Here is a 25,705-nt window from a genome sequence, read left to right as displayed (position 1 = left end):
CAACGCTGCTTTCAGCCTGGCGGTGATCGGCTTCGAGGTCTTCGGTTGCACCGACGCGTCGACGCCGGCGGGACGGATCCCGCGGAAACGAGACATCGGATATCTGCTTCCACAAGGCGGCGCCCTGCACTACGGCCCGCCAACACCTGAGTTTCCGGGCTTCCAGGGCCACAAGTCCGCGGTGGCAGGTGAGGTAGCGGGCCTCGGCACGCGGGGCCGCGCGGCGACACCGAGCGCCAGGCTCAAGCTCTCAAAGATCGACGATTTCTTGACCCGCACCGAGACCTGTGGTCAGCCGCCGATCTTCCCCTCGAGCAGTTCGGCCAGGCGCAGCGGGGTGCGGTCCTCGAACATCGGGCCTATGAGCTGCACTCCGACCGGCAGGCCCTCAGGGGAACGGCCTGCTGGTACGGCAGTGGCGGGGAGGCCGGGCATGGTGGCCAGACCGGCCCAGACGAGCTGGTCGAAGTACGGATACGGGACGCCGTCGATGTCGAGCCGGCGGTCCGACGGATTGGGGTTGTGGTCGTGCGGGAACGCGGGAGTGGGCGTGATGGGACAGACCACGGCGTCGAACTCGGCGAAGAGTTGCCGCCAGCCGTGGCGGTGGAGCTCTCGACGGCTGTTCGCCTCGATCCCGTCGTGGTGGCTGAACACCATGGCGCGCAGCCGCGCCGCATCGAGGCTCTCGTCGTTCGCGCTGAGTCGGGAGGCACGGGTCCGCAGCTGATCGTGTGATTCGACGGGAAAGTGTGCGGTGGAGCCGGAAAACAGCAACTGGGTGTACAGCCCTGCGGCTTCGGTCAGGTCCGGCAGCAGGCCAGTGTGCCGTTCGACGCGAGCGCCGCCGGCGTCCAGCGCGTCGGCCACCCGGTTCACGGCCGCGCGCACAGCGGACCCGGTCGGAATCAGCGGATGCTCCTCAATGACCAGAACCCGGAAGTCGCAGAGCCGTTCATGACGCGCGGGAGGCAGCGTCAAAGCGTGCGCCACCCCGAGGGTCAGCGGGTCCGGTCCGGCCATGACGTCGAGCAACAGCGTGAGGTCGCGGGCACCACGCGCCATCGGACCGACGACGGCGAGGTCGAGTTCGGTCGGCAGTGCCGGCGCGGACGGCGGGACCATACCGCGGTTCGCCGCCAGCCCGAGTGTCGGCTTGTGAGCGTGGATGCCGCAGAGGGCGAGGGCGAGGGCGGTTCACGGTGGCGGGTCCGCGCGCGTTCCGAGCGGATGGCTTTCGCGACGTTCGCCCGGGTCGAGATGATCACCACCCCGGCGGTCCCTCCCGTGCACCTGAGCGGCACTTTCTCCTCGCAGCGCTCACCCGTCTCCCCCGTGATGTGACACCTCCGTCAACCTGTGGCATGCCCCGGTCAAATCTGCGAAGCTTCCTCCCGCGATGACGCAATCGCTGCACGACCCCACGCGGCCGCCCACCGGCACACCCTGGCCGGCCGGGCGTCCACCGAGCAGGCCGGGATCCCGGCCGCCGCAAAAGGAGTTCCGTGTGAGATCGACCCCCCACAAGGCCCTCGCCGCCGGCGTGTTCGCCGTCGCCGCGCTGGCCGCCGTGTCGCTTCCCGTCACCCCGGCCGCCGCCGCGCCCATCGCGGCGCCCCTGGCCGCCGCCTGCACCCCGGCCCAGGTGGTCGCCAACGGCGGCTTCGAGAGCGGCACCTCGTCCTGGACGACGTCCTCGACCAGTGTGATCACCAGCCGCACCGGGCAGAGCGCCCACGGCGGCACCAACTTCGCCTGGCTCGACGGCACCGGCAAAACCCACACCGACACGCTCTCCCAGAGCGTCACCATCCCGTCGGGATGCTCCCACGCCACCCTCACGTTCTGGCTGCACATCGACACCGCCGAGACGACGTCGTCCACCGCGTACGACAAGCTCACGGCGAAGATCGGCAGCACGACGCTGGCGACCTACTCGAACCTGAACAAGGCCACCGGCTTTGTCCAGAAGTCCTTCGACGTGTCCGCCTTCACGGGCCAGACCGTGAGCCTCGCCTTCACCGGTGTCGAGGACTCCAGCCTCCAGACGAGTTTCGTCCTCGACGACATCGCCGTCGACACCTCGGGCGACACCACCCCGCCCGCCGACTCCACCCGTACACCGGCCGCACCGTCGTACACCGTCAGCCTGAGCAGCAACACCAGCGGCACCGGCTGGACCGGGCACGAGAGCGCGACCTTCACCAACGCCTCGGCCACCCCCCTCACCGAGCTGTACCTGCGACTGTGGGACAACTACCACGGCACCTGCTCGGCGATGCCGATCGCGGTCAGCAACATGACCGGCGGCACCGCGGGCGCCCTGTCGGTCGGCTGCACGGCCCTCCAGGTCGCCCTGCCGACCCCGCTGGCGCAGGGCCAGTCGACCACCATCGGCTTCGACCTCCAGATCACCGTCCCCAGCGGCGCCGACCGGTTCGGATACGACGGCGCGTTCAGCATGATCGGCAACGCGCTGCCGGTGCTCGCGGTCAAGGACGGTTCGGGCTGGCACCTCGACCCGTACACCAACAACGGCGAGTCGTTCTACTCCCTGGCCGCCGACTTCAAGGTCACCCTCGACCACCCGACGAGCCTGTCGGTCCCGGCCACCGGCACCTCCGTCGACACCCCCGGCACCAGCGGGCGCACGGTGACCACGGCGACCGCGTCCAAGGTCCGCGACTTCGCCTGGGCTGCGGGGCCGTTCACCAAGATCTCCGGCACATCGGCGGCGGGCACTCCCATCAACATCTACTCCGTCTCCGGCATCAGCTCCTCCAGCGCCCAGTCGATGCTCACCACCGCCAAGTCCGCGGTGGACGCCCACGCGGGCCGTTTCGGCGCCTACCCGTACGGCGAGTTGGACGCCGTGATCGACAACAACTTCTGGTTCGGCGGCATGGAGTACCCGGGATTCGTCCTCGACCTCGTCAGCACCACGGCCCTCACCCATGAGATCGGCCACCAGTGGTTCTACGGGATCGTCGGCGACGACGAGTACAACAACCCGTGGCTGGACGAGGCGTTCACCGACTACGCCACCGACCTCGCCCAGGGACTGACCGGCACCAACTGCTGGAACAACGTCTCCTGGGCCTCCTCGGCGGAGAACATCACCAACTCGATGGCCTACTGGGACGCCCACTCCTCCCGCTACTCCACCGTCGTCTACGGCTACGGCAAGTGCGCCCTGCACGACCTGCGCCGCGTCCTCGGAGACACGGCGATGGCCAAACTCCTCAAGGACTACGCCACTTCGCACTGGTACGGCGTCTCAACGACGGCCGAGTTCAAGGCCGCGGCACAGGCCGCCACGACCACGGACCTGACCTCGTTCTGGACCACGCACCGCATCATCGGCTGACCGGACGGGCGTTCGCCGCGCCGGCCCAGCCGGGCGGCGAGCGCCCCGGGTCCGGTCGGCCGCGTGTCGGTCGGGGCTGCGAACATGTCGGCCGGTCCTGTCGAAGGCGGCTGGAGCGGTGCCGGTCGCGGCCGTATGAGCCATCAACGCAGCCCCGGTCACGGTAGACCACCAGGCTGCCCCCGGCGGTCGAGCAGGGACAGAAACGGTTGTCCCTACTCGTCACCGCCGGCAGCGGCACGACAGCCCCCAGTTCCAGCCGGTCCTGGACACCATCCGCGTGCCCCGGGTCGGGCCGGGCCGACCACGCTCCCGGCCGGACAAGGTCCGCGCCGACCGGCGCCCACGGCTCGCGCGTGAACCGTGCCTACCTGCGCGGACGCGGCGTGCGGTGCACCATCCCGGAGAAGGCCGACCAGATCCGCAATCGACAGAGGCTCGGTTCCCGCGGCGGCCGTCCGCCGAAGTTCGAAAAGGCGACTACAAGCAGCGGCACGCCGTCGAATGCGGGATCAATCGACGGTACGACGAACTCGCCGTCCGCTATCACGTGTCCGTGCTGGTCGCAGCCGTCAACGAGGGGCTATGACCAGCACGGACCCGATTCGTCCTAGCCGTTGATGTCGAGTGCTGTTCCGTACAGCCGGTCCACCTTCAACCGGATGACCACTCGGCGCTCGGCAACCAATTGCTCCAGAAACGCGTCTTCATTCTCCGGCTTCGCAGCTTGCGGGATCATTCCGAGCAGTTCCCGGCCAACCCCATCGCCAGCAACCGTCGTGATCCCCGAGACCTCGGCCTCGCCTTCGGCGACGGCGAACGACCACACGTCGCCGCCCTGCACATGCAGTGAGGCACGCGGATCGCGCCGCAGGTGCCCGACCTTGACGCGGTCGACCGTCGTTGAGAACCGCACGATGCGGGCCTCGGAGTCCCAGCTGTACAGCATGGTGGTCAGATGCGGATGGCCACTGCGCTTGACGGTGGCGAGCGTGCCGAACTGCTGCTTGCCAAGCAGGTTGGAGAGGGCTTCGTCGGACAAAGGGCGAGGCGCTGGTCCTTGAGTCATGACGTGATCAACGTCCATAGCCGCCCTACCATTTCGTGGACACTGTGAGCCCCATCCCCTCTCTCACAACACGCCCTGGTTCCGGTAGCGGAACACGATCCGGCCACGCGTCAGGTCGTAGGGCGGAAGTTCCACCAGTACCCTGTCTTCCAGCATGATCTTGATGTAGTTCTTGCGGATCTTCCCGCTGATGTGTGCGAGCACCTGGTGGCCGTTCTCGAGCTCCACGGTGAACATGGCGCTGCGCAGGCACTCGACGACCTTGCCCTCGACTTCGATGACGTTCTTGCTCTTCGTCATCGCACCAGCTCCAGGTTGCTGCCCGTCGGCCGGGCACCGATGCTCTCGAACAGCGCCGAGGCCGCCTGGTTGGACTCCTGGACTTCGGTCCAGGCCGCGTCGGCCCCGGAGCGGTGCAGCGTCCCGAGCGCGTGGGCCAGCAGCGCCCGTGCGATGCCGCGGCGCTGCTCGCCGGCCCGGACCGCGAGCAGGCCGATGCGCGGCCGGTTCACCCTCACCACGCGGATCAGGCCCAGGTAACGGTCCGGCGCGGCGGCCACCGCGTACTTCGACGGGTCGACGATGGTGTCGTCTTCGGGGCGGGGGATCACCTCCGCGGGCATCGACTGCCACCCGACGCTCGCTTCGACCTCGTCACGGATGGCGCGGTCCACCGCCCGCAGCATCGCTTCGTCCGCCAGACCGGCGGGCACGATCGTCACCCCTGGGGGCGGCAGGACGGTTCCGAGCCCGGTGGCCAGAGGGTCGGTCGGCACGGCGTACTCCCACTCACGGCGGCGGATCGTGAAGCCGGCCCGCCGCCAGCCGGCGGTCAGCTCTACGTCGGCCTCGTCGACCACCGTGTACAAGGGTGTCGGCAGTTCCGCGACCATCGCCTCGGCGAGCCGGTCGAAGGCGGTGGGGTGCCAGGCGTCGATGCTGACGAACAAGCGTCCGTCGGGCCGCTGGTGCGCATGCCCGCGGCCGACCACCAGGTCGTCATCCAGAGCATGCCATTGCCGGTCCGCGACGCGTGTGATCATCACCGCGTTCTCGCCCGGGCCGGATGTGAAAGGCTTCGTGTTCATCGGAGTCCCCTTCCGGGAGTGCCTCGATCTCAGGCGCTCCCGGCGACACCGAACGTCAGCCGTCGGACCGTGACGGGTTGAGGGAGCACCCATGGGTGACTGTGTTCACGGGTCTCACCTCCATACGACGGTTTCGCGGTCCACCGCGAAAGTAGCAGCGGGGCGCCGGCTCACTCAAGTGCTTTTCCACGCCGTAGTGAGGTCGGGGAACGTGCCGTTCACGGCCGCGAGTTGACAGCAGTCGGCCGCCACCCGACACGCGACACCCGACATCCGACACCGAAGCCGACACCAGAACCAGCGCCGGCGCCGGCGCCAACCGCCAACCGATGCCGGCGGCCGGCCCACGAAGGCTCCGACGACTGACCGGTCAGGCAGGCCGGCTGCCGGCGCCCGGCGCGGCGGGCAGCGTCCGCCGGTTCACGGGGAACAGGTGCGCCACGCCCTCCCCGCACAGGTCGAGGGCGAGTTCGCAGAACATGGCGTTGGCCCAGCCGAACCAGTCCCGGGTGAACCTTCCGGGGTCGTCGACGTGGAAGCTCTCGTGCATCAGACCGGTGCCGGCGGTCGTGACCGCCAGTGTCTCCAGCGCTTGCGCGGCGGCGTTCTCGCCGCCGGTCAGGCCTGCGGTGGCGATCGCCAGCGGCCAGACGTGACGGTCGGGCGTATGGGAACTGCCCACCCCGGACGCGTGTCTGCCGCGGAAGAACGAAGGGTTGGCTCCGGACAGCACAAGCCGCCGGGTGGTCTGGTAAAGCGGATCCTCCGGGGTGCACCAGCCGCTCAGGGGGAGGCTCAGCAGGCTGGGGAGGTTGGCGTCGTCGCCGAGCAGCGCCGCCCCGAGGCCGTCGACCTCGTAGGCCAGCGCGGATGCACCGTCGATGTCGACCACCGCGTTCGCCAGGATCCCGGCGTCGATCTCGCCGGCCAACCGCACGCATTCCTGGGCGAGTTCGGCGTCGTGCAGAGCGGACGCGGCCAGATCGGCCAGTCCGTGCAGGCTCGCGGACGCCAGTGCGTTGGCCGGTACGAGGTAGCCGTGCGCGCATGGATCGTCGCTGGGCCGGAAGCCCGACCAGGTCATACCGGTCCGCCCGACCCGGGATCCGCGGCCCCGGCGGGGAAGGCTGTCACCGGCGAAGGGGCCGGTCGGCCGGATGAACCTGTAGGGCGACCGCGCGTGGGACTGCTCTGCCCGCCACATCCGCACGATGCTCCACGCGGCGCGATGGAATTCCTCGTCGAGGTGGTCCTCACGGCCGGTCGCCCGTCTGATCGCGTAGGCCAACTGCACTGGCGCGCACAGGGAGTCGAGTTCGTACTTGCGCTCCCACACCCACGGACCCGGCGTGGGCCGATCGTCCGGCTCGCCGTGCGCACCGGTGGGTCCGTCGTTGAAGGCGTTGGCGTAGGGGTCCAGCAGGACGCAGCGGATCTGGCGGCGTGAGACGCCGACCAGGGCGTCGCCGATCTCCGGATCCGAGGCCACCGCGAGATAGGGGCGTACCTGGGCGGTGCTGTCCCGCAGCCACATCGCCGGGATGTCTCCGGTCCAGACGAAGACCTCCGCTGTCGGAGCGCCCCAACTCATGGACGTGGTCCAGGTATTGGTCAAGCACCTTTCGACGATGTCGGACGCCGGGTTGCCCCGCAGTTCGGTGGCCAGCCGCTGCCCGAGCGCCCTCAGTGACTCCGGAACCGCCCACACTGTTCCGGATCTTGATCCGGGAAACGTTACCATCGCGCCTCTTGACTCCCTCTGTGGCGTCCGCCACCGTGTGATCAACAGGGAATGGAAACGTTACCTTGAAGGAGCTGGCAACCACCAGACGTTCGGGTCCGCCCTCGTCTGCGCCATCGCCAACTCCTCGGAGGGAGAAGGTGAGCGCGTGTGACAGCCACCCCGCACCAAGAGACGCCGACCACCGCACCACCTGCGGGACAGCCACCCGAACAGGAGCGTGGGGGAAGCCGCGGGCGACCGAGGCGCCGGCGACGGAGACGGTCCTCGGACACCCTGGCGGCGTACGTGTTCATGGCACCGGCCGTCGTCGGCTTCACGGCGTTCGTCGTCTATCCACTGATCCGGTCCGCCTACTTCGCCATGACCAGGTACAACGGCCTGTCGGAACCGGAATTCATCGGACTCGACAACTTCCGCAGGATGTTCACCACCGACCCGTCCTTCTGGCCCTCGGTGCGCGCCACTGTGCTGCTCGTCATCCTGTACGTGCCGCTCTCCCTGGTCATCGGGCTGACTCTCGCCGTCTTCTGCAACCAGCGGATGCGGGGCGTGCGGCTGCTGCGCACCCTGTGCTACCTGCCGGTCGTGCTGCCCGTGGTCGCCACGATCACCCTCTGGAAGTTCGTGTTCAACCCGCAAGTGGGCCTGGCCAACCAGGTGTTGACCTGGCTGCACCTGCCCACCAGTGAGTGGCTGTCCGGTTCGGGCTCGGCGATGCCCTCCATCGTGATCGTCATGCTGTGGAGCGTCGGCTCCACCATGATCATTTTCCTTGCCGCACTCCAGGCGGTCCCCACCGAGCTCTACGAGGCGGCCAGGCTCGACGGCGCCGGACCCAGGACCGTGTTCTTCCGGATCACCCTCCCGCTGATCAGCCCCATCATGGTCCTGCAGGTGGTCCTGCAGATGGTGACCGCCCTCCAGGCCTTCAACCAGCCGAAGATCCTCTCGCCGGACGGCCTGGGCGGGCCCGGCTTCAGCACCAGGACGCTGATGCTGTCGATCTACAACAACGGCTTCCCCAGACTCGGGCAGGTCTCCCAGTTCGGCTACGCCTCCGCCCAGGTGTGGGTGCTCTTCCTCGCCATCGTCGTCGTGATCGCCGCCACCGCCCGCTTCTCGTCGATTTGGACCTACAGTGACCACGTCTCCTGACGTTACGAGGGCTCCGGCAACCACGCCGACGGCAGTCCCGGCAGCGAAGCCGCGCGGCAGGACCGTACGCAAGGCAACCTGGTACGCCACCGCGCTGCTGATCTGCTCGGTGATGATCCTGCCCATCCTGTGGATGCTCACCGTCGCCCTGAAGGGCCCCTCGGCGGTGTTCGAAGTCCCACCCAGGCTGCTGCCCCACGAGTTCCACTTCAGGAACTTCGTCGACGGGCCGAAGGCGATCCACTTCCCGCGACTGCTGCTCAACTCCGTCGTCATCACCGCCCTGTCGGTGGTCGGCGGCGTGATGACGTCGATGATGGCCGGATACGCCCTGGCCCGGCTCCGCTTCCCCGGCCGTAAGGCCTGGTTCTACGTCTTCGTCGGCAGCATGCTGCTGCCCCCGGTGATCGGCATCATCCCGCTGTTCCAGCTGTTCAAGGACATCGGCTGGTACGACACCTGGCTACCGCTGATCGTCCCGGCCTTCCTGGGCGGCAATCCACTGTTCATCTTCCTCGCCCGCCAGTACTTCCTGTCGATCCCCCACTCCATCGACGAGGCGGCCAAGGTCGACGGTGCGGGACACGTCCGGATCTTCGTCAGCGTCATGCTCCCGATCACCAGGCCGGCCTGGATCACCATGTCCATCCTGGCCTTCCAGATGTCCTGGAACGACTACCTCAACCCACTCATCTATCTGTACTCGTCGCAGAAGTGGCCGCTGAGCGTCGGCATGGCCTCCTTCGTCACCTCGTTCGCGGGCCAGACCCCGGACTGGAACCTCTGCATGGCCACCAACCTGCTCTACATGCTCCCCCCACTGGCCGTGTTCTTCGTCGCCCAGCGCTACTTCATCCAAGGCCTGAGCGCCCTGGGCACCGTCAACCAGCGCTGATGCGCACAACGAGCCGAGTACGAGCCACGTACCGGCCATGTACCAGGAGGACCAGGTGAAACGATCGACCCATGTCGCCGGAGCCTTGCTCACGGCGGGCGGACTGCTGCTGACCACGGCGGCCTGCGGCAGCTCCTCCGGAAAAGAGACCGACGGCAAGGCGACGGTCACCGTCATGACCTGGGAGTCCAGCGCGACCAACCAGGCCATCGACAAGGCCCTGGCCGGCTTCCACGACCCGAACATCACGGTCAAACGCATCGACACACCCAACGGCAACTACAGCGACAAACTCGCGGCGCTGACCCAGGCCAAGAAACTCCCCGACCTGTTCTGGTGCGGCAACGACACCGAGCAGCAGTACACCAGCCAGGGCCTGCTCACCGACTGGGCCTCACGGCTGTCCGGGTCCGGCGACTTCGGCGCCGGCAGTTTCGTCTCCTCCACCATGAAGAACTGGAAGACCGCCGACGGCAAGATCGGCGGCGTCCCCTCCCTGATGAACACCTACGGCGTCTGGTACGACATCGACGCCTTCAAGGCCGCCGGCATAGCCGTGCCGACCTCCGGGTGGACCTGGGACCAGATGTTCGAGGCCGCCTCCAAGCTGCACCAGAAGGGCGCCAAGTACGGTCTGGTCGCCGACGCCATGACCGGCCAGGACGGCCCCTTCACCCTCAGCACCTACTCCCTGTCCGCCGGCGGCGCGCCCTTCACCGACTCCGTGCACCAGCCCACCAAGGCCACCATCGACGCGACGTACACACAGGGCGTCAGCAAACTCGCGGCCGGCATCAAGAGCGGTGCCATCGCACCCCCCGGATACGACGTCAGCAACCAGCAGTCCCTGTTCGCCGCCGGACAGATCCCGATGGTGTGGAGCGGCCAGTGGCTGGCGGCCGGCTTCCTCACCGACAAGCCGAAGATCAAGTACGGCTTCGCGCCCATCCCCCAGGCCGGCAAGCCGGCCACCCTGTACGACGCCGTGGGCATCTGCACCCCCTCGTACACCGAGAACGCCGACGCCACCTTCAAGGTCCTCAAGTACCTCGACTCCACCGTCTGGACCAAGGTCCTCCCCGACTCCCCCGTGGCCGCACCGGCCTACCTCTCCGCCCAGGACGCCTACTTCGGCGCCCTCGACAAGGCCGGACTCACGACCGTCGCGTCCACCGTCAAGTCGGAGCTGAACACGCCGACCAGCATCGGCGTGCGCTTCACCACCCAGTGGGCCAGCCAGACGAGCGACCTGATCACCGCCTACTGGCCGGACATCCTCCAGGGCAAGAAGCCGCTCACCGACCTCCAGACCATGACCGGCAAGATCAATGAAGTGATCAAGAGCAACAGGTAGCCAGGGACCGGAGGACCGGGACAGGAAAGTATTCTTTAGCCCGGTCCCGGCCCTCCGGCACACGATGGAAAGTTGGTCCTCCCCCCGCGTGAGCAGTCGTCCCCCACACCGTCAGAGCACCCGGCCCACGATGCGCGACGTCGCCGAGCGGGCCGGGGTCGCCGTCGTCACGGTGTCCCGAGTCGTCAACGGCATCGGCACGGTCCGCGAGGAGACGGCCGACCGTGTGAACGCGGCGATCAACGCCATCGGGTACCAGCGCAACGAGATCGCGCGCTCACTCCGGCCCGGACAGAACTCCATGACCCTCGGGCTGCTCCTCGGTGACCTGACGAACCCGTTCTACGCGTCGCTCGCCAAGGCCGCCGTCGAGGTGGCGAGCCAGGCCGGTTACGCGGTCGTTCTCAGTACGGCCGACGAGGACCCGGAGGTCGAACGCCGCGCGGTGGGCGAACTCATCGGACGGCGCGTCGCCGGGCTCATCATCGTCCCCGACCAGGGCGACCACGCCTTCCTCAACGAGATCAACGGGCACGACCACGTACCCATCGTCTTCGTCGACCGGCCCGCCACCGGCGCCGAGGCCGATGTCGTCCTCCTCGACAACGAGGACGGCGGACGCAAAGCCACCCAGCACCTCATCGACCACGGCCACGACCGGATCGCCGTCCTCGTGGCCCCCTCGTACTACACCACCGGCAGACGACTGCGCGGCTACCGCAAGGCCCTGCGCGGCAGCGGCATCACCCCTGACAGCGGCCTGATCGTCACCCTGCGCCGCGGCACCACCGAGGAAGCCTCCGCCGCCACCCACACCCTGCTCACGTCGGACCGTCCGCCGACCGCCATCTTCTCCACCACGGGCTTCGTCACCGAGGGCGTCCTGCGCACCTGCCGGCAACTCGGGGCGACGGTCGCGGTGGTCGGCTTCGACGACTTCAAGCTCGCGGACATGCTCCCCACCCCGGTCACCGTGGTCACCTCGGACACCGAGGAACTGGGCCGCCACGCAGCCCGCCTCCTGCTCGACCGCATCAACGGCGACGACGCCCCCTCCCGCCGGACCGTCCTCCCCGTGCATCTGATCGCGCGAGGCACGGGGGAGATCCGGCGCCGGTAGTCAGTAGAGCGTCTTCCACTTGGCCGAGGGCCATGCGAGCACGGCGTAGATCTGCGCCAGTGCCGCCTGCTGGATCGCCTGCGTGCCGCCGGCCGTGTCGAAGTGCACGAGGCCGGTGGCGGGATCACGCATGGTGGACCACACCTGGTCGGCGTAGTCGGCCATCGCCTGCGGATACGCGCCGTCCCTGGTCACCGACGCGAGGAGCAGCAGGTTCTTGAAGAAGATCGAGTTGAAGAACACGGGCTGCGTGTGGAGCCTCCCCTGCGTGACGTAGTAGTCGTACGCGGCCTCGGCGATCCGCTCGGCCTGGCGCAGGTAGGCCCGGTCGTGGGTGGCCTGGTAGAGCAGGACGTGGACGCCGACCGGGACGCCCTGGTTGTAGGACCACATGGTCTTCTCGATGGTGCCCTTCAGGTCGAGGTGGTCCCAGTACAGACCGCTCGGGCTCTGCAGGTGCGCGTTCGTCCACTCGACGAATCGTTTCGCCCAGGTCAGGTGGTCCGCCTGGCCGGTGATCTGGTGCAGGCGCAGGCCGAGTTGGGCACCCGGCATGTTCGAGACGGTGTTGCGGTCCTGGCTCCAGCCGGCCTGGGTCCAGAACACACCGCCGGGAGCGGCGTGGCTCGTGTCGGTGTCCCAGCCCGACTTGACCAGGGCGAAGATCTCCTTCGCGCGTGCCAGAGCGGCGGTGTCACCGGTCTGAAGGTGGCGCTGGACCTTCGCCAGGCCGACCCATTCGTTGTCGTCGTAGAACATGTCACCGCCCCCGCCGTAGGGGGCGATGGGGTAGGAGGCGTATCCGGGCAGCTTGGTCGTGCCTCCGCCGGGGTTCCAGTAGTGCTCCTGCGCCGTCGCCCGCCGGGCCAGCTCCGACTCGTACGTGGCGTCCACCGCCGTGAGGTCGAGTGCGGCGATGTGCGCCTGGGAGAAGGGCCATTCGTAGGAGTACGCGTTGTCACCGTCGGCCGCCGGGTACTGCTCGCGGACCAGTCCGGAACCGTCCTTCGCGTCGAAGCCTCTCCTGAGCGCGGAGTACGCGGCGGTGGCGCGTGACAGCGCCCGGCCCGGGCCCGGGCGTTCCGCCGCGGCCGCCGAGGTGGTGGCCATCGCGGTCATGGCGGCGAGGCCGGAGCCGACCAGCATGGCCCGGCGTGAGGGATACATGGACATGGGGAGTGCCTCCGTGGATGTCGATGAAAACGTTGTCATGGAAACGTTGTCATTCGGCCATCGGGGCGTCAACGCCTGCGACAGGACGAGTATGCGGGGCGCGTGAGGTACCGGATCACCGCGCGGTACCGGCCCGCTGATGACCGGTTCGACCGGAGCCGCAACTCAGAGGTCGCGCAGATAGGCACGCATTCATGGGCGGCGGTGCGGGCGTTCGTCCCAGCGGTGGGTTGTCCATGCCTGGCGGATCAGGTTACGTACGGTGATGACGGCGTGGGCCAGGTCGAAGACGGCATCGATGACGGTGGCCCGGCGCTCGTAGCAGCGGGCGAGGCGGTGGAAGGCGTTCTGCCAGGCGTGGTGCGCTCCACGTGCCACCTCTGGCTTGCCTCCCGGGCAGCAGGGCCGCGAATTGGCCCCCGAGTGGTTCGGTCAGCCATGACGGCAGCACAGGCACAGGTCTCCCCAGTGATCACAGAGCGTCGCAGCTCCATGATCACTGGGTCCTGTGCCTGTCCTGCTCCAGGGGGCTCCAACGCACTCCGCTTGATCCTCATCAAACCGCGCCCTGGGCGGCTCGTATATCGTGGTTGTCTGCCAGGAAGTCGCTGATCCGGCGGTTCGTCTGCGTGGGCACGGCGGTGGGCATAGCGAAGTGGGTGAGCTCGGTGAGGATCTCGATCCGGGCTTCCGGTACGGCCTTGCGGGCGCGGGCTGCGACTTTCGCGGCGTCATGGGCGTCGCTGCGGCCGGCGAGAAGGACCAGGAGCGGGACACTCAGCGCCGTGGGGTCAGGGCGGCGGCCGACGACCAGTTTCCGGTTCGTGAAGCCCGAGACCGCCAAGGCATAGAGCTGCTTCCAGCCCAGGTCGGTGTCCGTGCCCGCCGTCTCACGGTCCAGATACGCGCCTGCGCGGGCTTGAGTCGGGCGGAGCAGCATCGGCAGCGAGCGCAGCAGGAAACCCGGGCGGAAGTTGGCGAAGCACTGGGTCGGGTCGAGCAGTACCAGCCGATCCACTCGCTGTGGGGCGTGCAGGGCGTAGGTCAGGGCCATCCAGCCGCCGTAGGAATGACCCAGCAGGTGCGCGCGCGACACGGTGAGGCCGTCGAGCAGCGCGTCCAACCAGGCCATCAGGTCGGTGATTGTGCGCAGCGGGCGCCCGCTGGGGATGCTGCGTCCGGCGTCGCCGAGGATGTCGACGGCCAGCACACGGTGGCGCATGCCAAGTGCCGGAGCATTGGCGAACCAGACGGCGCCGGTTGAACCGCCGCCGTGCAGGAGCAGAACGGGGGTGGCTCCGGCCGGGCCGTAGGCATGGACGCGGGTGGTGCCGTATGGGGTGGGAACGTCGATGTCGGTGGTACCAGTGGGCCAACGGGCGAGCATTGCGTCGTAGGCCGCGAAGAACTCTTGGGATGAGGACACTACGAACCCTCCGGGGAATCATCTCGTTGACCAGTTCTCTCGCTCGGCGAGATACTAGCCCGGTGAGTGATGACAACGACCCCGCGCTGCGACTGGTCCATCTTCTGCGCGCAGTGACCGTGGAATTCGATCTGCGTGGCGCGGAATTCGCCGCGCGAAACGGCCTGCATCCCACCGATCTGCGGGCCCTCATCAACCTGCTTGACGCCGACCGGGCGGGCACCGACGTCACCCCGGGACGGCTCGGTGCGGCGCTGCGGCTCAACTCGGCGGGCACCACTGCCCTGCTCGACCGGCTGGAGCGCCTGGGGCTCGTCTGTCGCAAGCGCGATGAGAACGACCGGCGACGCTTCCTGCTGACGGTCGAACGGAAGGCTCTGGAACTGGGCTGGTCCTTCTTCGGCTCGCTCATCGCCAACCTCGTCGATGCGGCCGAGGACTTCACCGCGGGTGAACTGGACATCGTTCACCGCTATCTCACCGCTGCCCTTCGAGCAGCCGCTACGGCCTGCGACGCGTCGACGCCCGCAGCCACCGCCAGCAGGCCGCCGACACCGCAGCGATTCGGCCAGCCATAAGGGCAGCAAAGGTCAGCGATCGCAGAGAGCGCGCAACTCCATAATCGCGAAACCTGGCCTGTCCCGTCTGCAGCCGAGCCCGTCTGCCGCCTATCTGCGTGACCTCTCAGTCTGCGGGTTCGGGCTGAGGGAGGCGACCTGGGCCTCAGCTTGTTTTCATGGTTGATGAGCTTTGAGTTGATTACGTTCAGCGATGCTCTCGGGGCGTCTGGTCGTTTTGCCCACGTCGTAGCGGGTGGCGGGGCGCCGGTTCTTCGAGCCAGGTGGGCGTCCTGGGCCGGGAGTTGAGGGTTTGGGTCGCGAGCCGGACTGTGCAGGTGAGGACGGAGGTTCCAGGAGGTAGGCCATGCGCGGGGCGTCGTTGCGCGCGATGACGATCCGCAGGATGTCATCGATGTAGCGCGTCTCGGCGTCGTTGTGGAGACGATCTTGAGGGACGGCGTACTCGAAGAGGTCACCCTCCAAGCGGTGGACCACGAGGCCCCTGGCGATCCGGGCGAGCTCGCGCGGATCGGCGGGCAAGGCGGCGTACAGCCCTGCGAGGTCTCCGGGGTCGGAGAACGGGCTCTGTGCGGCGTAGAAGGCGGCGGCGTCCGAGGCAGGGTTAGGGATTGACATGCGCGCCACCGTGCCAAATTCCTCTTACGAATGTCCATGGATGAACCCATCCACATGCAAGGGTCGTCTGCCCGTCCCACACATGCCCGCCAGGCGACACGTCTGAGTGGTTCGTCGTTCGAGCTCAGAGGTTGAATGCCAAGCTCAGAAGCTGTGTCTGGGCCGCACATGACAATCTGAGTGGTGCTTTCGGTGCAGGTCATGGGCCTGTCGAGCTCGCTCTCGACGGATTCGACTGGCACCCGATGTGGAGGTCACAGGTCGCGCGTCCTTACGTGCAGGTGACCGGCGGCGGGGTAAGCGGGCGGTGCCGCGGGCAGGAGTCCGGTCAGTTCGTACCGGCTCTTACTCGCGACGCGGCATGACGCCGTGTTGTCCACCTGGTGCATTAGTTCAAGGCGCGTCAGTCCGTCACCAGGGAAGGCGGTGAAGGCCCAGTCCGTGAGTGCCTGCAGTGCCCGGGGGGCCACTCCCCGGCCGCGCGCGTGCGCCGCGGTCCAGTAGCCGACCTCGGCGGACGAAGCGCCGGGAGTGACGTTCTTGAGCACCACATGACCCGCCAACTGTCCCTCATCACCCGGAACTTGGGCCTCGACGATGGCGAATCCGAAGCGGTCTCCCGTCTCCCATCCCCGTTGCTGATGTTGAACCCACCGTGCCGCGCTCACCTCGTCGTTCACAGCTGAACTCGTCCAGCGGCGCAGGGCCTCATCGCAGGCCAGATCAACCAGGCCAGCAGCGTCCGCCGGGTTCCAGGGACGAAGTATGAGAGCGGGGGCTGACGGTGTGGCGTCTGCCTCCAGTCGTGCAGCAATTCTGTTCATCGGCCGAGAGTATGTCGCATCTGCTTCGGGAAGGCGCGAGGGCCCCGGCGTTGACCTACGGTGACGCCATGGCAAGGGACGGAGTGCCCTGCCTGAGGCTCGTTGTAGTCGCCGATGACCGAGACGCAGGGCCTCGGTTGTGCCGTGGGTGCGGTGGTCGGCTGGTGCCGGCGGCGAGGGTGACGGCGGTGTTCTGTTCGTCGGCCTGCCGGTCGCGGCACGGGCGGCGGATGCGACGGGCTCGGGCGAGGACCGAGGCGGTGACGGTCGGCTTGACACCCGTCCGTCCGGAGTGGGGGACGTCATGGACGGTCGGACATCAAGCCTCGGCAAGGTACGACGTCAAAGCCAGCGGCCCCGGCCAGGGCCTGCCCCCTTCCGGGCCCCGTTCGCCGCCGAGGACGACGAGGACTGACAGCCGGCACATCCGACCGACCCGGTCTCGTCGCGCCCCGCGAGGGGCCTGGCACCCGACGTGTGTGACGCCTTCACGGCAGGTGTCACAACAAGTCGCGTGCGCCCTCCTGGGCGGGGGCCTGGGATGCCGGGTGTTCCAGGCCGTCGGCCGGGGTGGCGGCACGCAGCGCCGCTTCGATCCGGTGGTTGCTGGTCATGGATGCCGTGACGGCCGTCATCGCCAGGAGGAGGCCGGCGGCGGCGTAGAGCGGGGTGCGGATGTCGTACGTGGTGGCCAGCCAGCCACCGAGGAACGCCCCGACGGGGGCGGCGCACATGGCCAGCATGCGGGAGGTGGAGGCGACCCGGCCCATCAGGTGAGCCGGGACGATCGTCTGCCGCAGGGAGGGACCGAGCACCATCGTGGCGCCCATGCCTGCCCCGCAGACGGCGAGCGCCAGCCCCGCCACGTACGGGTTCGGGGCCGCGGCCAGGCCCAGGATGGCAAGCCCTTCGACGGCGGCCGTGCAGGTCAGCGCGGTGCCGGTGCCGAGTCGTCGGCCGAGGTGGGAGGCGATGCCGGCGCCGAGCAGACCGCCGGTGGCCTCCGCCGTGAGGAGCAGACCGAAGCCGTAGGTGTCGATGCCGAGGCGGTCGTGCGCGAAGAGGGCGAGGACGGTCTCCACGGCGAGGAAGGCGACATTCCCGACCGCCGGGCGGAGCGCGAGCCCGAGCAGCACCCGGTCCCGGAAGACGTACGAGGCTCCGGCCCGCGCCTGCCGAAGCAGCGACTCGCGGGCCTTTGGCACGGGCCCGGGCATGGCGGGCAGCGTACGTACGAGCAGTGCGGAGAGCATGAACGACACCGCGTCGGCCAGCAGCGGAACCGCCCGCCCGAGCGCGAGCAGCGCGCTGCCCGCGGGCGGCCCCGCGAAGCCGGACATGGCGGTCTGGGCGCCGCGCAGGCGGGAGTTGGCGCGCTCCAGGAGTGCGGGGTCGCGGCGGAGCAGATCCGGCAGATAGGCCGTGGCGGCCGTGTCGAAGAAGAGGCCGCCGACGCCCAGCAGGAAGGCGACGGCCGCGAGCAGCGGAATGCTCAGCACGTCGAGCGCGGCCGCCGCTGCCGGTATCGCGAGCAGCACCGCACGTGCCGTGTCCGCGACCCACATCGCGCGCCGGCGGTCCCAGCGGTCCACCAGCGCACCGCCGAGCACTCCTAAGAGCAGCCACGGCAGCGTCCCGGCGGCCGTGACGACGGCGAGCGCCATCGGATCCCGCGTCAACGTCAACGCGAGCAGCGGCAGTGCGGCATGCGTCACCCCGTCGCCGAGCGAGGAGATCGTCTGCGCGGTCCACAACCGTCCGAATCCGGTCGGCAACTTCCTTGTGTCGATAGTCACTTGGCGCCCCCTTCGGTCTGCTGGCCCTGCGCCGGGTGGAACAGTGCGAAGACGAGGGACGCGTCCGGCAGTGACGGATCGGAGAGCTCCCGGTACTCGTCCGCCAGTGCCTGCAGCCGCGCTCCCAGCTGGGCGAACTGGTCCTCGGTGAGCCGCAGATGCGCCATCCGCACGTGCCGCTCGCCGTCCGCGGGCGCCGCCTCCAGGTCCGCCACCGCATGCCGCATCAGCACATCCGGCCCTCCCTCGCCCGGGTCCGGCAGCGCGATCGCCCGGGCGGCCATGGCGTAGTACCGCTCGGTGACGCCCCGGACCTTCCGCGTCCGCACCACCTTCACCAGGCCGGCCCGCTCCAGCAGCCGCACGTGATAGCTGGAACTCCCCTTCGCAAGGCCCACCCGGGCGGCGATCTGCGTGATCGTCGCCGGCTCGAAGCGGAGCACGGCCATGATCCGGTGGCGCGTCAGATTGGAGACGGCGCGCAGCTGGTCGTCCGTGGTGACGTGAAACGTCTCCGGGAGGTCATCGGTAGGCATGCGAGCAATGGTCAACGATTCTTGACCATTGCGCAAGGGGATGCGCACCAACCTCCAGGGAGGAGGCGTACGGCATCGCCGAGACGGAACTGACGCCATGGCAGCCCCGGTCACCGCCATCACTGCGCAAGACCGTCAACGCCACCCAGCACACCGGTCCGAGTTTCGCGTGGAGTCGCCCCCTCCTGCCGGAGACGCCTCGTGACCTCGTCATCGCGACCTCAATGCCCGCTCTACGGCGGTGAATCCGGGCCGCTCGACCGTCGGGCCCGGAACGGGACACCCAACGCGCGGACACCACGGCCCTCTTGACCCTGGTGCGAGCATGACCGACGGTGTGGTGGCCGGGACGCCATCGCACAGGAGTCGCACGTGAGACGTTTCAGAACGCACGTCGCAGTCGTAGCCACTGCCGTGGCAGCACTCATCGGAGGTTCGAGTGGAGTCGCTTCCGCCGCTTTGACAACGTTGTCTACGCCTGGAAGCACCGAACTCGTCGCGGATCCGACGGAGTTCGTGGACCCGCTCATCGGAACGGGCAACGGCGGGCAGTCGGTCGGCGAGATCAACAACTTCCCGGGTCCGTCAGCCCCGTTCGGCATGATGCAGTTCTCGCCCGACACGGAGGGCTCCTACGCCGGGTACCAGTACCACAGCACCAGGCTCAGGGGCTTCAGCCTCAACCACGCGTCCGTCGGCTGCACCGCCTTCGGTGACGTGCCGCTGATGCCGATCGCGGGGGACGTCGGCACCGCCCCATGGAACCGCACCGAGTCGTTCACGCACACCGACGAGAAGGCGGAGGCCGGCTACTACGCCGTGACCACCGGCGACGACGCCACGGTGCGCACCGAGCTCACCGCCACCACCCGCACAGGACTGGCCGCGTTCACCTTCCCCGCCGACACGGGGAAGAAGGCGCAGGTTCTGGTCAAGGGCGGCGGCAGTCTCGCGGGTGACAAGAGTGCCGATCTGACGATCTCCGGTGACCGCCGGGTCACCGGATCCGCCACCACGGGCAACTTCTGCGGCAAGGGCAACGAGTACACCGTGCACTACGCGATCACCTTCGATCGCCCGTTCGTCGCGCACGGCACCTGGGACGGCGAGGCGGTGACCGCGGACGGAGATGCGGTGGACTCCCCCAGGGCAGGCGCCTATCTGACCTTCGACACCGGCGACGAGCGCACGGTGCGCGCGAAGGTGTCCATGTCGTACGTCTCGGTGGCCGGCGCCGAGGCCAACATGGCCGCGGAGATACCCGGTTGGAATCTGGACGACGTCCGCAAGCAGACCCGGGACCAGTGGAAGCAGGCGCTGCGCAAGATCCGTGTCGGCGGCGGCGAGACTGGTGAGAGGAAGATGTTCTACACGTTCCTCTACCACTCGCTTCTGCACCCGAACACCTTCAACGACGCAGACGGCCGCTACATCGGCTTCGACGACAAGGTCCGCACCCTGCCCAAGAACCGTACGCAGTACGCCAACTTCTCCGACTGGGACACCTACCGCTCGCTCGCGCCGCTGCAGGCGATGCTGTTCCCCCGGCAGGCCGGTGACATGGCGCAGTCGCTCGTCCACGACGCGGAGCAGGGAGGCTGGTGGCCGCGCTGGCCCCTCGCGAACGACTACACCGGCCAGATGACCGGCGACAACTCCGTCCCGTTGGTCGCGAACCTGTACGCCTACGGGGCACGCGACTTCGACCTCGATGCGGCGCTGAAGTACCTGGTCAAGGGCGCGACTTCGGTGGACCGCACACCGGGCGCCTACCAGGAGCGGCCGGGCGTGGAGGACTACATGGAGCGGGGCTACGCGAACAACAGCACAGTGCGCGGGGACCACGCACGCGTCGGCGCCTCCGTCACTCTCGAGTGGGCGATCGACGACTTCGCCATCGCGCAACTGGCGCGGGCCGCCGGTGACCGCGACACGGCGCGCACCTTCACCCGCCGCGGCCAGAACTGGCAGAACATCCTCAACCCGGCCACCGGTTACCTCTCCCCGCGTGGAGAGGACGGTCTCTTCCCTGACGGGCCCGGCTACCAGCCGCCGCCGGAGGGCAAGTTCGGCCAGGACGGCTTCGACGAGGGCAACGCGGCCCAGTACAACTGGCTCGTCCCGCAGGACACCGCCGGCCTGGTCCAGGCGATGGGAGGACGCGAGGCCGCGGCGAAGCGGCTCGACGCCTTCTTCGGCAAGCTCAACGCGGGGCCCAACGAGCCCTACATGTGGGCGGGCAACGAGGTCGACTTCGGTGTCCCCTGGGTGTACAACCACCTCGGGCAGCCGTGGAAGACGCAGAAGAAGGTCCGCGCGATCGCGACCAGCCTCTTCAGTCCCACCCCCGACGGCGAGCCCGGCAACGACGACCTGGGCGCCCAGTCCTCCTGGTACGTCTGGGCCGCCATGGGCCTCTACCCCGCCACACCGGGCACCGCGGACCTGTCGGTGCACAGCCCGCTCTTCCCGCGCTTGGTCGTGGATCTTCCGGGCGGCGGACGGGACCTGGACATCCGCGCTCCGCGGGCGGCGGCCGGCACACCCTACGTCCACGGGCTGCGACTTGACGGCCGTCACTACGAGCGCACCTATCTGCCGAAGTCAGCGGTGACGAAGGGGGGCCGACTGGACTTCGCCCTGTCCGGCACACCGGACAGGAGCTGGGCCGGCTCCGCGCAGGCGGAGCCGCCCTCGTACCGCGAAGGGGAGCAGGACTTCCTGGCGTACGCGGCACAGAACCAGGTGACCGTGTCCCCGGGCGGCGAGGGCACGAAGCTCACCGTGCACGGGCAGCGGCTGGCCGGGCACGACCGTACGCTGACGGTCGCCGTGGACGCCCCGGCGGGGCTGACCGTGTCGGGCGGCAGGATGACCCTCGCGCCGGGCACGGGTTCGGGTACCGCCGAGTTGACGATCAGGGCGGCGGCCGGAGCGGACCCGGGCTACCACAAGGTGCCGTTCACCGTCCGTGGCCGCAGCGGTGACGTCGTCCACCGCACCGTGATCGTCCTCGTCGCCGGGGAGGGCGGCGTCACCGCTGCCCTGAGTGACGCGTACACGGCGGTGGGGGTGTCGAGCGACGACACGCCGGCCGCGGCCGACCTCGACGGCGCGGGCAACAGCTACTCGCGTCAGGCGCTGGCCGCGGCCGGCCTCAGGGGTGGTGCCACGGTCGACGTGTCCGGGACGAAATTCGTCTGGCCCGGGCCGCCCGAGGGCCGCCCCGACAGCATCACGGCGAACGGCCAGCGCCTCGATGTGGCCGCCGACACCAGGGGCACCGGGCGACTGCTCTTCGTCGGTTCGGCCACGAACGGCGATCACAGGGCCAGCGCGACGGTCACCTTCACCGACGGCACGACCGCCGAGGCGGATCTCTCCTTCGGCGACTGGACCCGGCCGGGCGGCGGAACCGCTCCGGTCTACGGCAACTCCGTCGTGGCGAGGACGGAGTATCGCAACAGCGCCCGCGGAAAGGGCGACCCGGCGTTCGTCTTCGCCACGAAGCCCTACGAGGTGCCGGACGGCAAGCAGATCAAGTCCGTCACCCTCCCGAAGGAGGCAGAGCTGCACGTCTTCTCGGTGGGCCTCGGCTGATTCCCCGTGGGCTGGAGTGCGGGCATCTGCCTCCAGCCCACGGACACCATGGGCTGGTCCAGACGGCCGGAACGACCCCGTACGGACGTCGTGCTCCCGTCGCGGCTCGGCCACGGCGCGGACGGCAGATCCCGAGAACGCTCGGAGAGCCCGCCCGCCGGCGCGTGACTGAGCACGGAAGCACCGCCAACGAAGGGCGCCTTCGGTACGGAGGCCGCACCACCACCTCGGCTCCGGCCGTTCCGCCGGCGCTCTCCCCCATCTGCCGGCCCGGCGGGAAGCGGGCGCCCCGGGGTCAGGCCGGACCCGGGGTGGCCGGACCCCTGACCCCGGGGCGGCCACCCCGGAGGGCACCCACGTGCACAGACCCCGCTCTCAGGCCCCCGCGGGCTCCGCGTCCGGGGTCGGCGCGGTGAGGTATTCCTCGGTGATCTCCCTCGGCCCGAAGGGCCAGACCTTCTCGAAGCGGGCCCACAGCGCGTACGCCACGATGCCGAGGGCCAGCCAGGCCAGCGACCATTCGATGGGGTGGCGGCCTGGAGAGTTCTTGTCGGCATAGCCGTAGATCACCAGCCAGCCGACGAGGGCGACCAGGCTGGGCAGGGGGTACAGCCACATCTTGTACGGACGGCGCAGGGTGGGCTGCCGTCTGCGCAGGACGGTCACCGCGGCGATCTGGGCCAGCGCCTGCACGAGGACCATCACCGTGGTGAGGAGCTGGATCAGCGTCGCCAGGTCGGTGTGGCGGCCGATGAGGAAGCCGATCGCCGTCACCACACCCATGGTGGCCAGACCCAGCATCGGGAAGCGGTGCTTGGGATGGAGCTTGGCGTACGGGCGGAAGAAGACCCGTTCACGGGCCGCGTCGTACGGCACCCGGGAACCGCCGAGCAGACCGGTGAACACGGAGGCGAAGGCGGTGATCAGGATGAGCACCGTGACCGTGTCGGCCGCGCCCTTGCCCCAGGTCTTCTCCAGGACCGCCGAGGCGACGGAGGTGGAGGCGATGTCGTTCGGGTCGGTCATCCGGTGCCAGTCGATGACGCCGAGGGTGCCGATCTGCAGGAGCAGGTAGATCGCCATGATGCCGACGATCGAGTAGATGATGGAGCGCGGCAGCGTACGGCCCGGGTCCTTGATCTCGGCGCCCATGTAGGCGGTCGTGTTGTAGCCGAGGTAGTCGTAGATGCCGATCGTCAGGCCCGCGGCGAAGCCCAGCCAGAAGTGGTTGCCGGTGAGGTCGAAGGCGTGCGCCGGGTAGGTGAAGGCCAGGTCCGCGCTGAAGTCGGTGGCCGCGGCCACGATCACCAGGAGGACCGAGGTGATCATGACGGCCCACATCACGGCCGTGATCCTGGCGATGTGCTCGATGCCCCGCCACAGCAGGGCGATCACGAGGACGATCATGCCGAGGCCCACGAGGTCGCCGGTCGTCCTTCCCATGTCCGGCGCGAGATAGCCGAGGTACTGCACGAAGCCGACCACACCGGTGGACATGATCAGCGGGATGAAGAGCATCGCCGTCCAGACGAAGAGGAACGGCATCAGCCGCCCTGTGCGGTACTGGAAGGCCTGCCGCAGATAGACGTAACTGCCGCCGGAACCGGGCATCGCGGCACCCAGCTCGGCCCAGATCAGGCCGTCGGCGAGGGCCAGGAGCGCGCCGGCGATGAAGCCGATCACCGCCTGCGGGCCGCCGAACGCCGCGACCATCAGCGGAATCGTCACGAACGGGCCGATGCCGCACATCTGGCTCATGTTGATCGCGGTCGCCTGGAACAGGCCGACACGGCGGACGAAGCCACCCTCTGGTGGCGGGCTACCGGACATGGGTCCTCCTGAAGCGAGAGGCGGGGAGTTGTACGACGTGCCGACCGACGCTGCTCGGCGGCCGACGGATCAAGGGCGGCGGGTATCCGGTCGACGCTGGGCTCCCCTTGGCTCGCCCGGCGAGGCGGAGAGTCCGTATCCGGGTACGAACTCTCGCTTGGGCGATAAAGTTAAGGAGCCTTACTAGATGCGTCAAGAGGGTGTCCCCTATGGATGAGAATGCTGCGATGCCCCTCGGCGACGCCGGCGAGCAGCCGGATCAGCCGTGGAACCGGCAGCGGTTGCGCAGCACCAACGAGCGCATGCTCCTGGACCGGCTGCGTTCCGCCGGCGCCGCCTCGCGCGCTCAACTCGCCCGCGACACGGGCCTGTCGAAGCCGACGGTCTCCAGTGCGCTGGCGGCCCTGGCCGAGGCCGGCCTGGTCCACGAGGTGGGTACGCACACGCCGGAGCGCGGCCGGGTCGCCGTCCTGTACGCCCCGGACCCCTCCGCCGGCTATGCGCTGGGCATCGACATCGGACGCGGCTGGCTGCGGGTGGCGGTCGCCAACCTGGACGGCGAGCTGGTCGCCCGCGCGGACGTACGCAACCGGGCGCGCTCGTCCGGCGCCCTGGCCGACCTGGTGGTCACCACGGCGCTGCAGGTCGTCGGGAACTCCGGCGTCGGCCATGACGAGCTGGCGCACGCCGTGGTGGGCACGCCGGGCGTGTACGACGCCGAGCAGCGGCGGGTGCGGTACGCGATGCATCTGCCGGGCTGGGGCCGGGCCGGGCTGGTCGACCGGATGCGCGAGGAGCTGGGAGTCCCGCTGGAGGTCCACAACGACGCCAATCTGGCGGCGCTCGGCGAGTACACCTACGGCGTCGGCGCGGGCAGCCGGCTGTTCGCGTACATCATGATCGGCACGGGGCTCGGCATGGGGGTGGTCAGCGAGGGCCGGCTGTTCACCGGGGCGCACGGCGGCGCCGGGGAGATCGGGTTCCTGCCGTGGCCCGGGCAGCAGCGGATCCAGACGCTGGAGGACGCCGTCTCGGGGGTGGCCGTCGTGGAGTCGGCGCGGAGGTTCGGGATGACCGGGCAGCTCACCGCCAAGGCGGTCTTCGACGCGGCCCGGCAGGGAAATCCCGCCGCGGTCAAGGCGGTCGGGCTGGAGAGCGAGCGGATCGCGCACACGGTCGCAGCGGCCGCGGCCGTGCTCGACCCGGATCTCGTGGTGCTGGGCGGCGGGGTGGGCCACAGCGTGGACCTGCTGCTGCGTCCCGTTCGGGAGAACCTGCGCGCGCTCACCCCGCTGCGGCCGAAGATCGTGCCCAGCCGGCTCGGTGAGGACGCGGTCCTCCTGGGGGCGGTGGCCACGGCCCTGGGGACCGCGCGGGACGTGGTGTTCGAACGCCGATCGGCGCCCTGACCAACTGCCACGGCGACGACGGTGATTGACACGCCCAGCGGCGGCCCCTAGCTTGTGCCCCGAGTTAGTAAAGTTTCCTAACTTGAAGTGTCGTAGCGCGGATGCTCCCCCACTCCTCCAGGA

Annotated in this window: 19 protein-coding genes and 3 pseudogenes; 9 read left to right on the top strand and 13 right to left on the bottom strand. The window is 69.0% G+C overall.

Annotation, left to right across the window (positions count from 1 at the left end; all coding sequences use genetic code 11):
* Nucleotides 1-291: 291 nt before the first annotated feature.
* Nucleotides 292-1,176 (bottom strand): annotated as a pseudogene (locus tag ABZT03_RS05805) (amidase family protein); the annotation flags it as partial.
* Between ABZT03_RS05805 and ABZT03_RS05800 the strand changes: the two are divergent.
* Both ABZT03_RS05800 and ABZT03_RS05795 read left to right on the top strand, forming a co-directional pair.
* Nucleotides 1,165-1,344: a hypothetical protein gene (locus ABZT03_RS05800; protein WP_356033991.1), complete on the top strand. Its 180-nt coding sequence runs from the start codon at nucleotides 1,165-1,167 to the stop codon at nucleotides 1,342-1,344. The pseudogene ABZT03_RS05805 and the gene ABZT03_RS05800 sit on opposite strands and share 12 nt — an antisense overlap.
* Nucleotides 1,345-1,507: 163 nt before the next feature.
* On the top strand, nucleotides 1,508-3,367 hold the full coding sequence (locus ABZT03_RS05795; protein WP_356033989.1) for a M1 family aminopeptidase: 1,860 nt from the start codon (nucleotides 1,508-1,510) through the stop codon (nucleotides 3,365-3,367).
* Nucleotides 3,368-3,977: 610 nt separating this feature from the next.
* Here the strand turns inward: ABZT03_RS05795 and ABZT03_RS05790 are convergent.
* From ABZT03_RS05790 to ABZT03_RS05775, 4 genes are all read right to left on the bottom strand, one after another.
* A complete protein-coding gene (locus ABZT03_RS05790) occupies nucleotides 3,978-4,436 on the bottom strand; it encodes a PPOX class F420-dependent oxidoreductase (protein WP_356034176.1) in 459 nt (152 codons plus the stop codon).
* A 63-nt stretch (nucleotides 4,437-4,499) separates the two neighbouring features.
* Nucleotides 4,500-4,736 carry a translation initiation factor IF-1 gene (infA, locus tag ABZT03_RS05785; protein ID WP_356033986.1) on the bottom strand — a complete coding sequence of 79 codons (237 nt, stop codon included), beginning with the start codon at nucleotides 4,734-4,736 and terminating at the stop codon, nucleotides 4,500-4,502.
* Nucleotides 4,733-5,524: a GNAT family N-acetyltransferase gene (locus ABZT03_RS05780; RefSeq protein WP_356033983.1), complete on the bottom strand. Its 792-nt coding sequence runs from the start codon at nucleotides 5,522-5,524 to the stop codon at nucleotides 4,733-4,735. The genes infA and ABZT03_RS05780 overlap by 4 nt, the downstream gene beginning before the upstream one ends.
* Before the next feature lie 370 nt (nucleotides 5,525-5,894).
* Complete coding sequence (locus tag ABZT03_RS05775; protein ID WP_356033980.1) at nucleotides 5,895-7,265, bottom strand: glycoside hydrolase family 125 protein; 1,371 nt, start codon at nucleotides 7,263-7,265, stop codon at nucleotides 5,895-5,897.
* A 294-nt stretch (nucleotides 7,266-7,559) separates the two neighbouring features.
* Here ABZT03_RS05775 and ABZT03_RS05770 point away from each other — a divergent pair, with 294 nt between their 5' ends.
* From ABZT03_RS05770 to ABZT03_RS05755, 4 genes are all read left to right on the top strand, one after another.
* Entirely contained in the window at nucleotides 7,560-8,423 is an 864-nt protein-coding gene (locus tag ABZT03_RS05770) for a sugar ABC transporter permease (protein WP_356034173.1), read from the top strand.
* A gap of 112 nt (nucleotides 8,424-8,535) precedes the next feature.
* Complete coding sequence (locus ABZT03_RS05765; RefSeq protein WP_356033977.1) at nucleotides 8,536-9,318, top strand: carbohydrate ABC transporter permease; 783 nt, start codon at nucleotides 8,536-8,538, stop codon at nucleotides 9,316-9,318.
* A 55-nt stretch (nucleotides 9,319-9,373) separates the two neighbouring features.
* Entirely contained in the window at nucleotides 9,374-10,672 is a 1,299-nt protein-coding gene (locus ABZT03_RS05760; RefSeq protein ID WP_356033975.1) for an extracellular solute-binding protein, read from the top strand.
* Between the two features lie 130 nt (nucleotides 10,673-10,802).
* The gene (locus ABZT03_RS05755) at nucleotides 10,803-11,792 is read left to right on the top strand and encodes a LacI family DNA-binding transcriptional regulator (protein WP_356033972.1); all 990 of its coding nucleotides are present in this window, start codon (nucleotides 10,803-10,805) and stop codon (nucleotides 11,790-11,792) included.
* Here the strand turns inward: ABZT03_RS05755 and ABZT03_RS05750 are convergent, their stop codons facing one another.
* The 3 genes and pseudogenes from ABZT03_RS05750 to ABZT03_RS05740 form a co-directional block, all read right to left on the bottom strand.
* A complete protein-coding gene (locus tag ABZT03_RS05750; protein WP_356033970.1) occupies nucleotides 11,793-12,965 on the bottom strand; it encodes a glycoside hydrolase family 76 protein in 1,173 nt (390 codons plus the stop codon).
* 192 nt (nucleotides 12,966-13,157) lie between these two features.
* A pseudogene (locus tag ABZT03_RS05745) lies at nucleotides 13,158-13,405 on the bottom strand (IS5/IS1182 family transposase); the annotation flags it as partial.
* A 116-nt stretch (nucleotides 13,406-13,521) separates the two neighbouring features.
* Complete coding sequence (locus ABZT03_RS05740) at nucleotides 13,522-14,391, bottom strand: alpha/beta hydrolase (RefSeq protein WP_356033967.1); 870 nt, start codon at nucleotides 14,389-14,391, stop codon at nucleotides 13,522-13,524.
* 62 nt (nucleotides 14,392-14,453) lie between these two features.
* Here ABZT03_RS05740 and ABZT03_RS05735 point away from each other — a divergent pair, with 62 nt between their 5' ends.
* Complete coding sequence (locus ABZT03_RS05735; protein WP_356033964.1) at nucleotides 14,454-14,969, top strand: helix-turn-helix domain-containing protein; 516 nt, start codon at nucleotides 14,454-14,456, stop codon at nucleotides 14,967-14,969.
* A 156-nt stretch (nucleotides 14,970-15,125) separates the two neighbouring features.
* Here the strand turns inward: ABZT03_RS05735 and ABZT03_RS05730 are convergent.
* The 4 genes and pseudogenes from ABZT03_RS05730 to ABZT03_RS05715 form a co-directional block, all read right to left on the bottom strand.
* Nucleotides 15,126-15,301: pseudogene (locus tag ABZT03_RS05730) on the bottom strand (transposase); the annotation flags it as partial.
* Between the two features lie 540 nt (nucleotides 15,302-15,841).
* The gene (locus ABZT03_RS05725; RefSeq protein ID WP_356033962.1) at nucleotides 15,842-16,411 is read right to left on the bottom strand and encodes a GNAT family N-acetyltransferase; all 570 of its coding nucleotides are present in this window, start codon (nucleotides 16,409-16,411) and stop codon (nucleotides 15,842-15,844) included.
* A gap of 500 nt (nucleotides 16,412-16,911) precedes the next feature.
* The gene (locus tag ABZT03_RS05720; RefSeq protein WP_356033959.1) at nucleotides 16,912-18,207 is read right to left on the bottom strand and encodes an MFS transporter; all 1,296 of its coding nucleotides are present in this window, start codon (nucleotides 18,205-18,207) and stop codon (nucleotides 16,912-16,914) included.
* Nucleotides 18,204-18,743, bottom strand: coding sequence for a helix-turn-helix domain-containing protein (locus tag ABZT03_RS05715; protein WP_356033956.1), 540 nt, complete (start codon nucleotides 18,741-18,743; stop codon nucleotides 18,204-18,206). The genes ABZT03_RS05720 and ABZT03_RS05715 overlap by 4 nt, the downstream gene beginning before the upstream one ends.
* Before the next feature lie 468 nt (nucleotides 18,744-19,211).
* On the opposite strand from ABZT03_RS05715, the gene ABZT03_RS05710 reads away from it, so the two are divergent.
* Nucleotides 19,212-22,343 carry a GH92 family glycosyl hydrolase gene (locus ABZT03_RS05710; protein ID WP_356033954.1) on the top strand — a complete coding sequence of 1,044 codons (3,132 nt, stop codon included), beginning with the start codon at nucleotides 19,212-19,214 and terminating at the stop codon, nucleotides 22,341-22,343.
* A gap of 375 nt (nucleotides 22,344-22,718) precedes the next feature.
* On the opposite strand, the gene ABZT03_RS05705 is transcribed toward ABZT03_RS05710, so the two are convergent.
* Complete coding sequence (locus tag ABZT03_RS05705) at nucleotides 22,719-24,173, bottom strand: APC family permease (RefSeq protein ID WP_356033951.1); 1,455 nt, start codon at nucleotides 24,171-24,173, stop codon at nucleotides 22,719-22,721.
* Between the two features lie 209 nt (nucleotides 24,174-24,382).
* Between ABZT03_RS05705 and ABZT03_RS05700 the strand changes: the two genes are divergently transcribed.
* Nucleotides 24,383-25,582: an ROK family protein gene (locus ABZT03_RS05700; protein WP_356033948.1), complete on the top strand. Its 1,200-nt coding sequence runs from the start codon at nucleotides 24,383-24,385 to the stop codon at nucleotides 25,580-25,582.
* Nucleotides 25,583-25,705: the final 123 nt, after the last annotated feature.

Source organism: Streptomyces sp. NPDC005574, assembly GCF_040605435.1.
Lineage (GTDB): Bacteria > Actinomycetota > Actinomycetes > Streptomycetales > Streptomycetaceae > Streptomyces.
The sequence above is the reverse complement of the archived record's forward strand: the minus strand, read 5'-3'. Positions and strand labels throughout refer to the sequence as shown.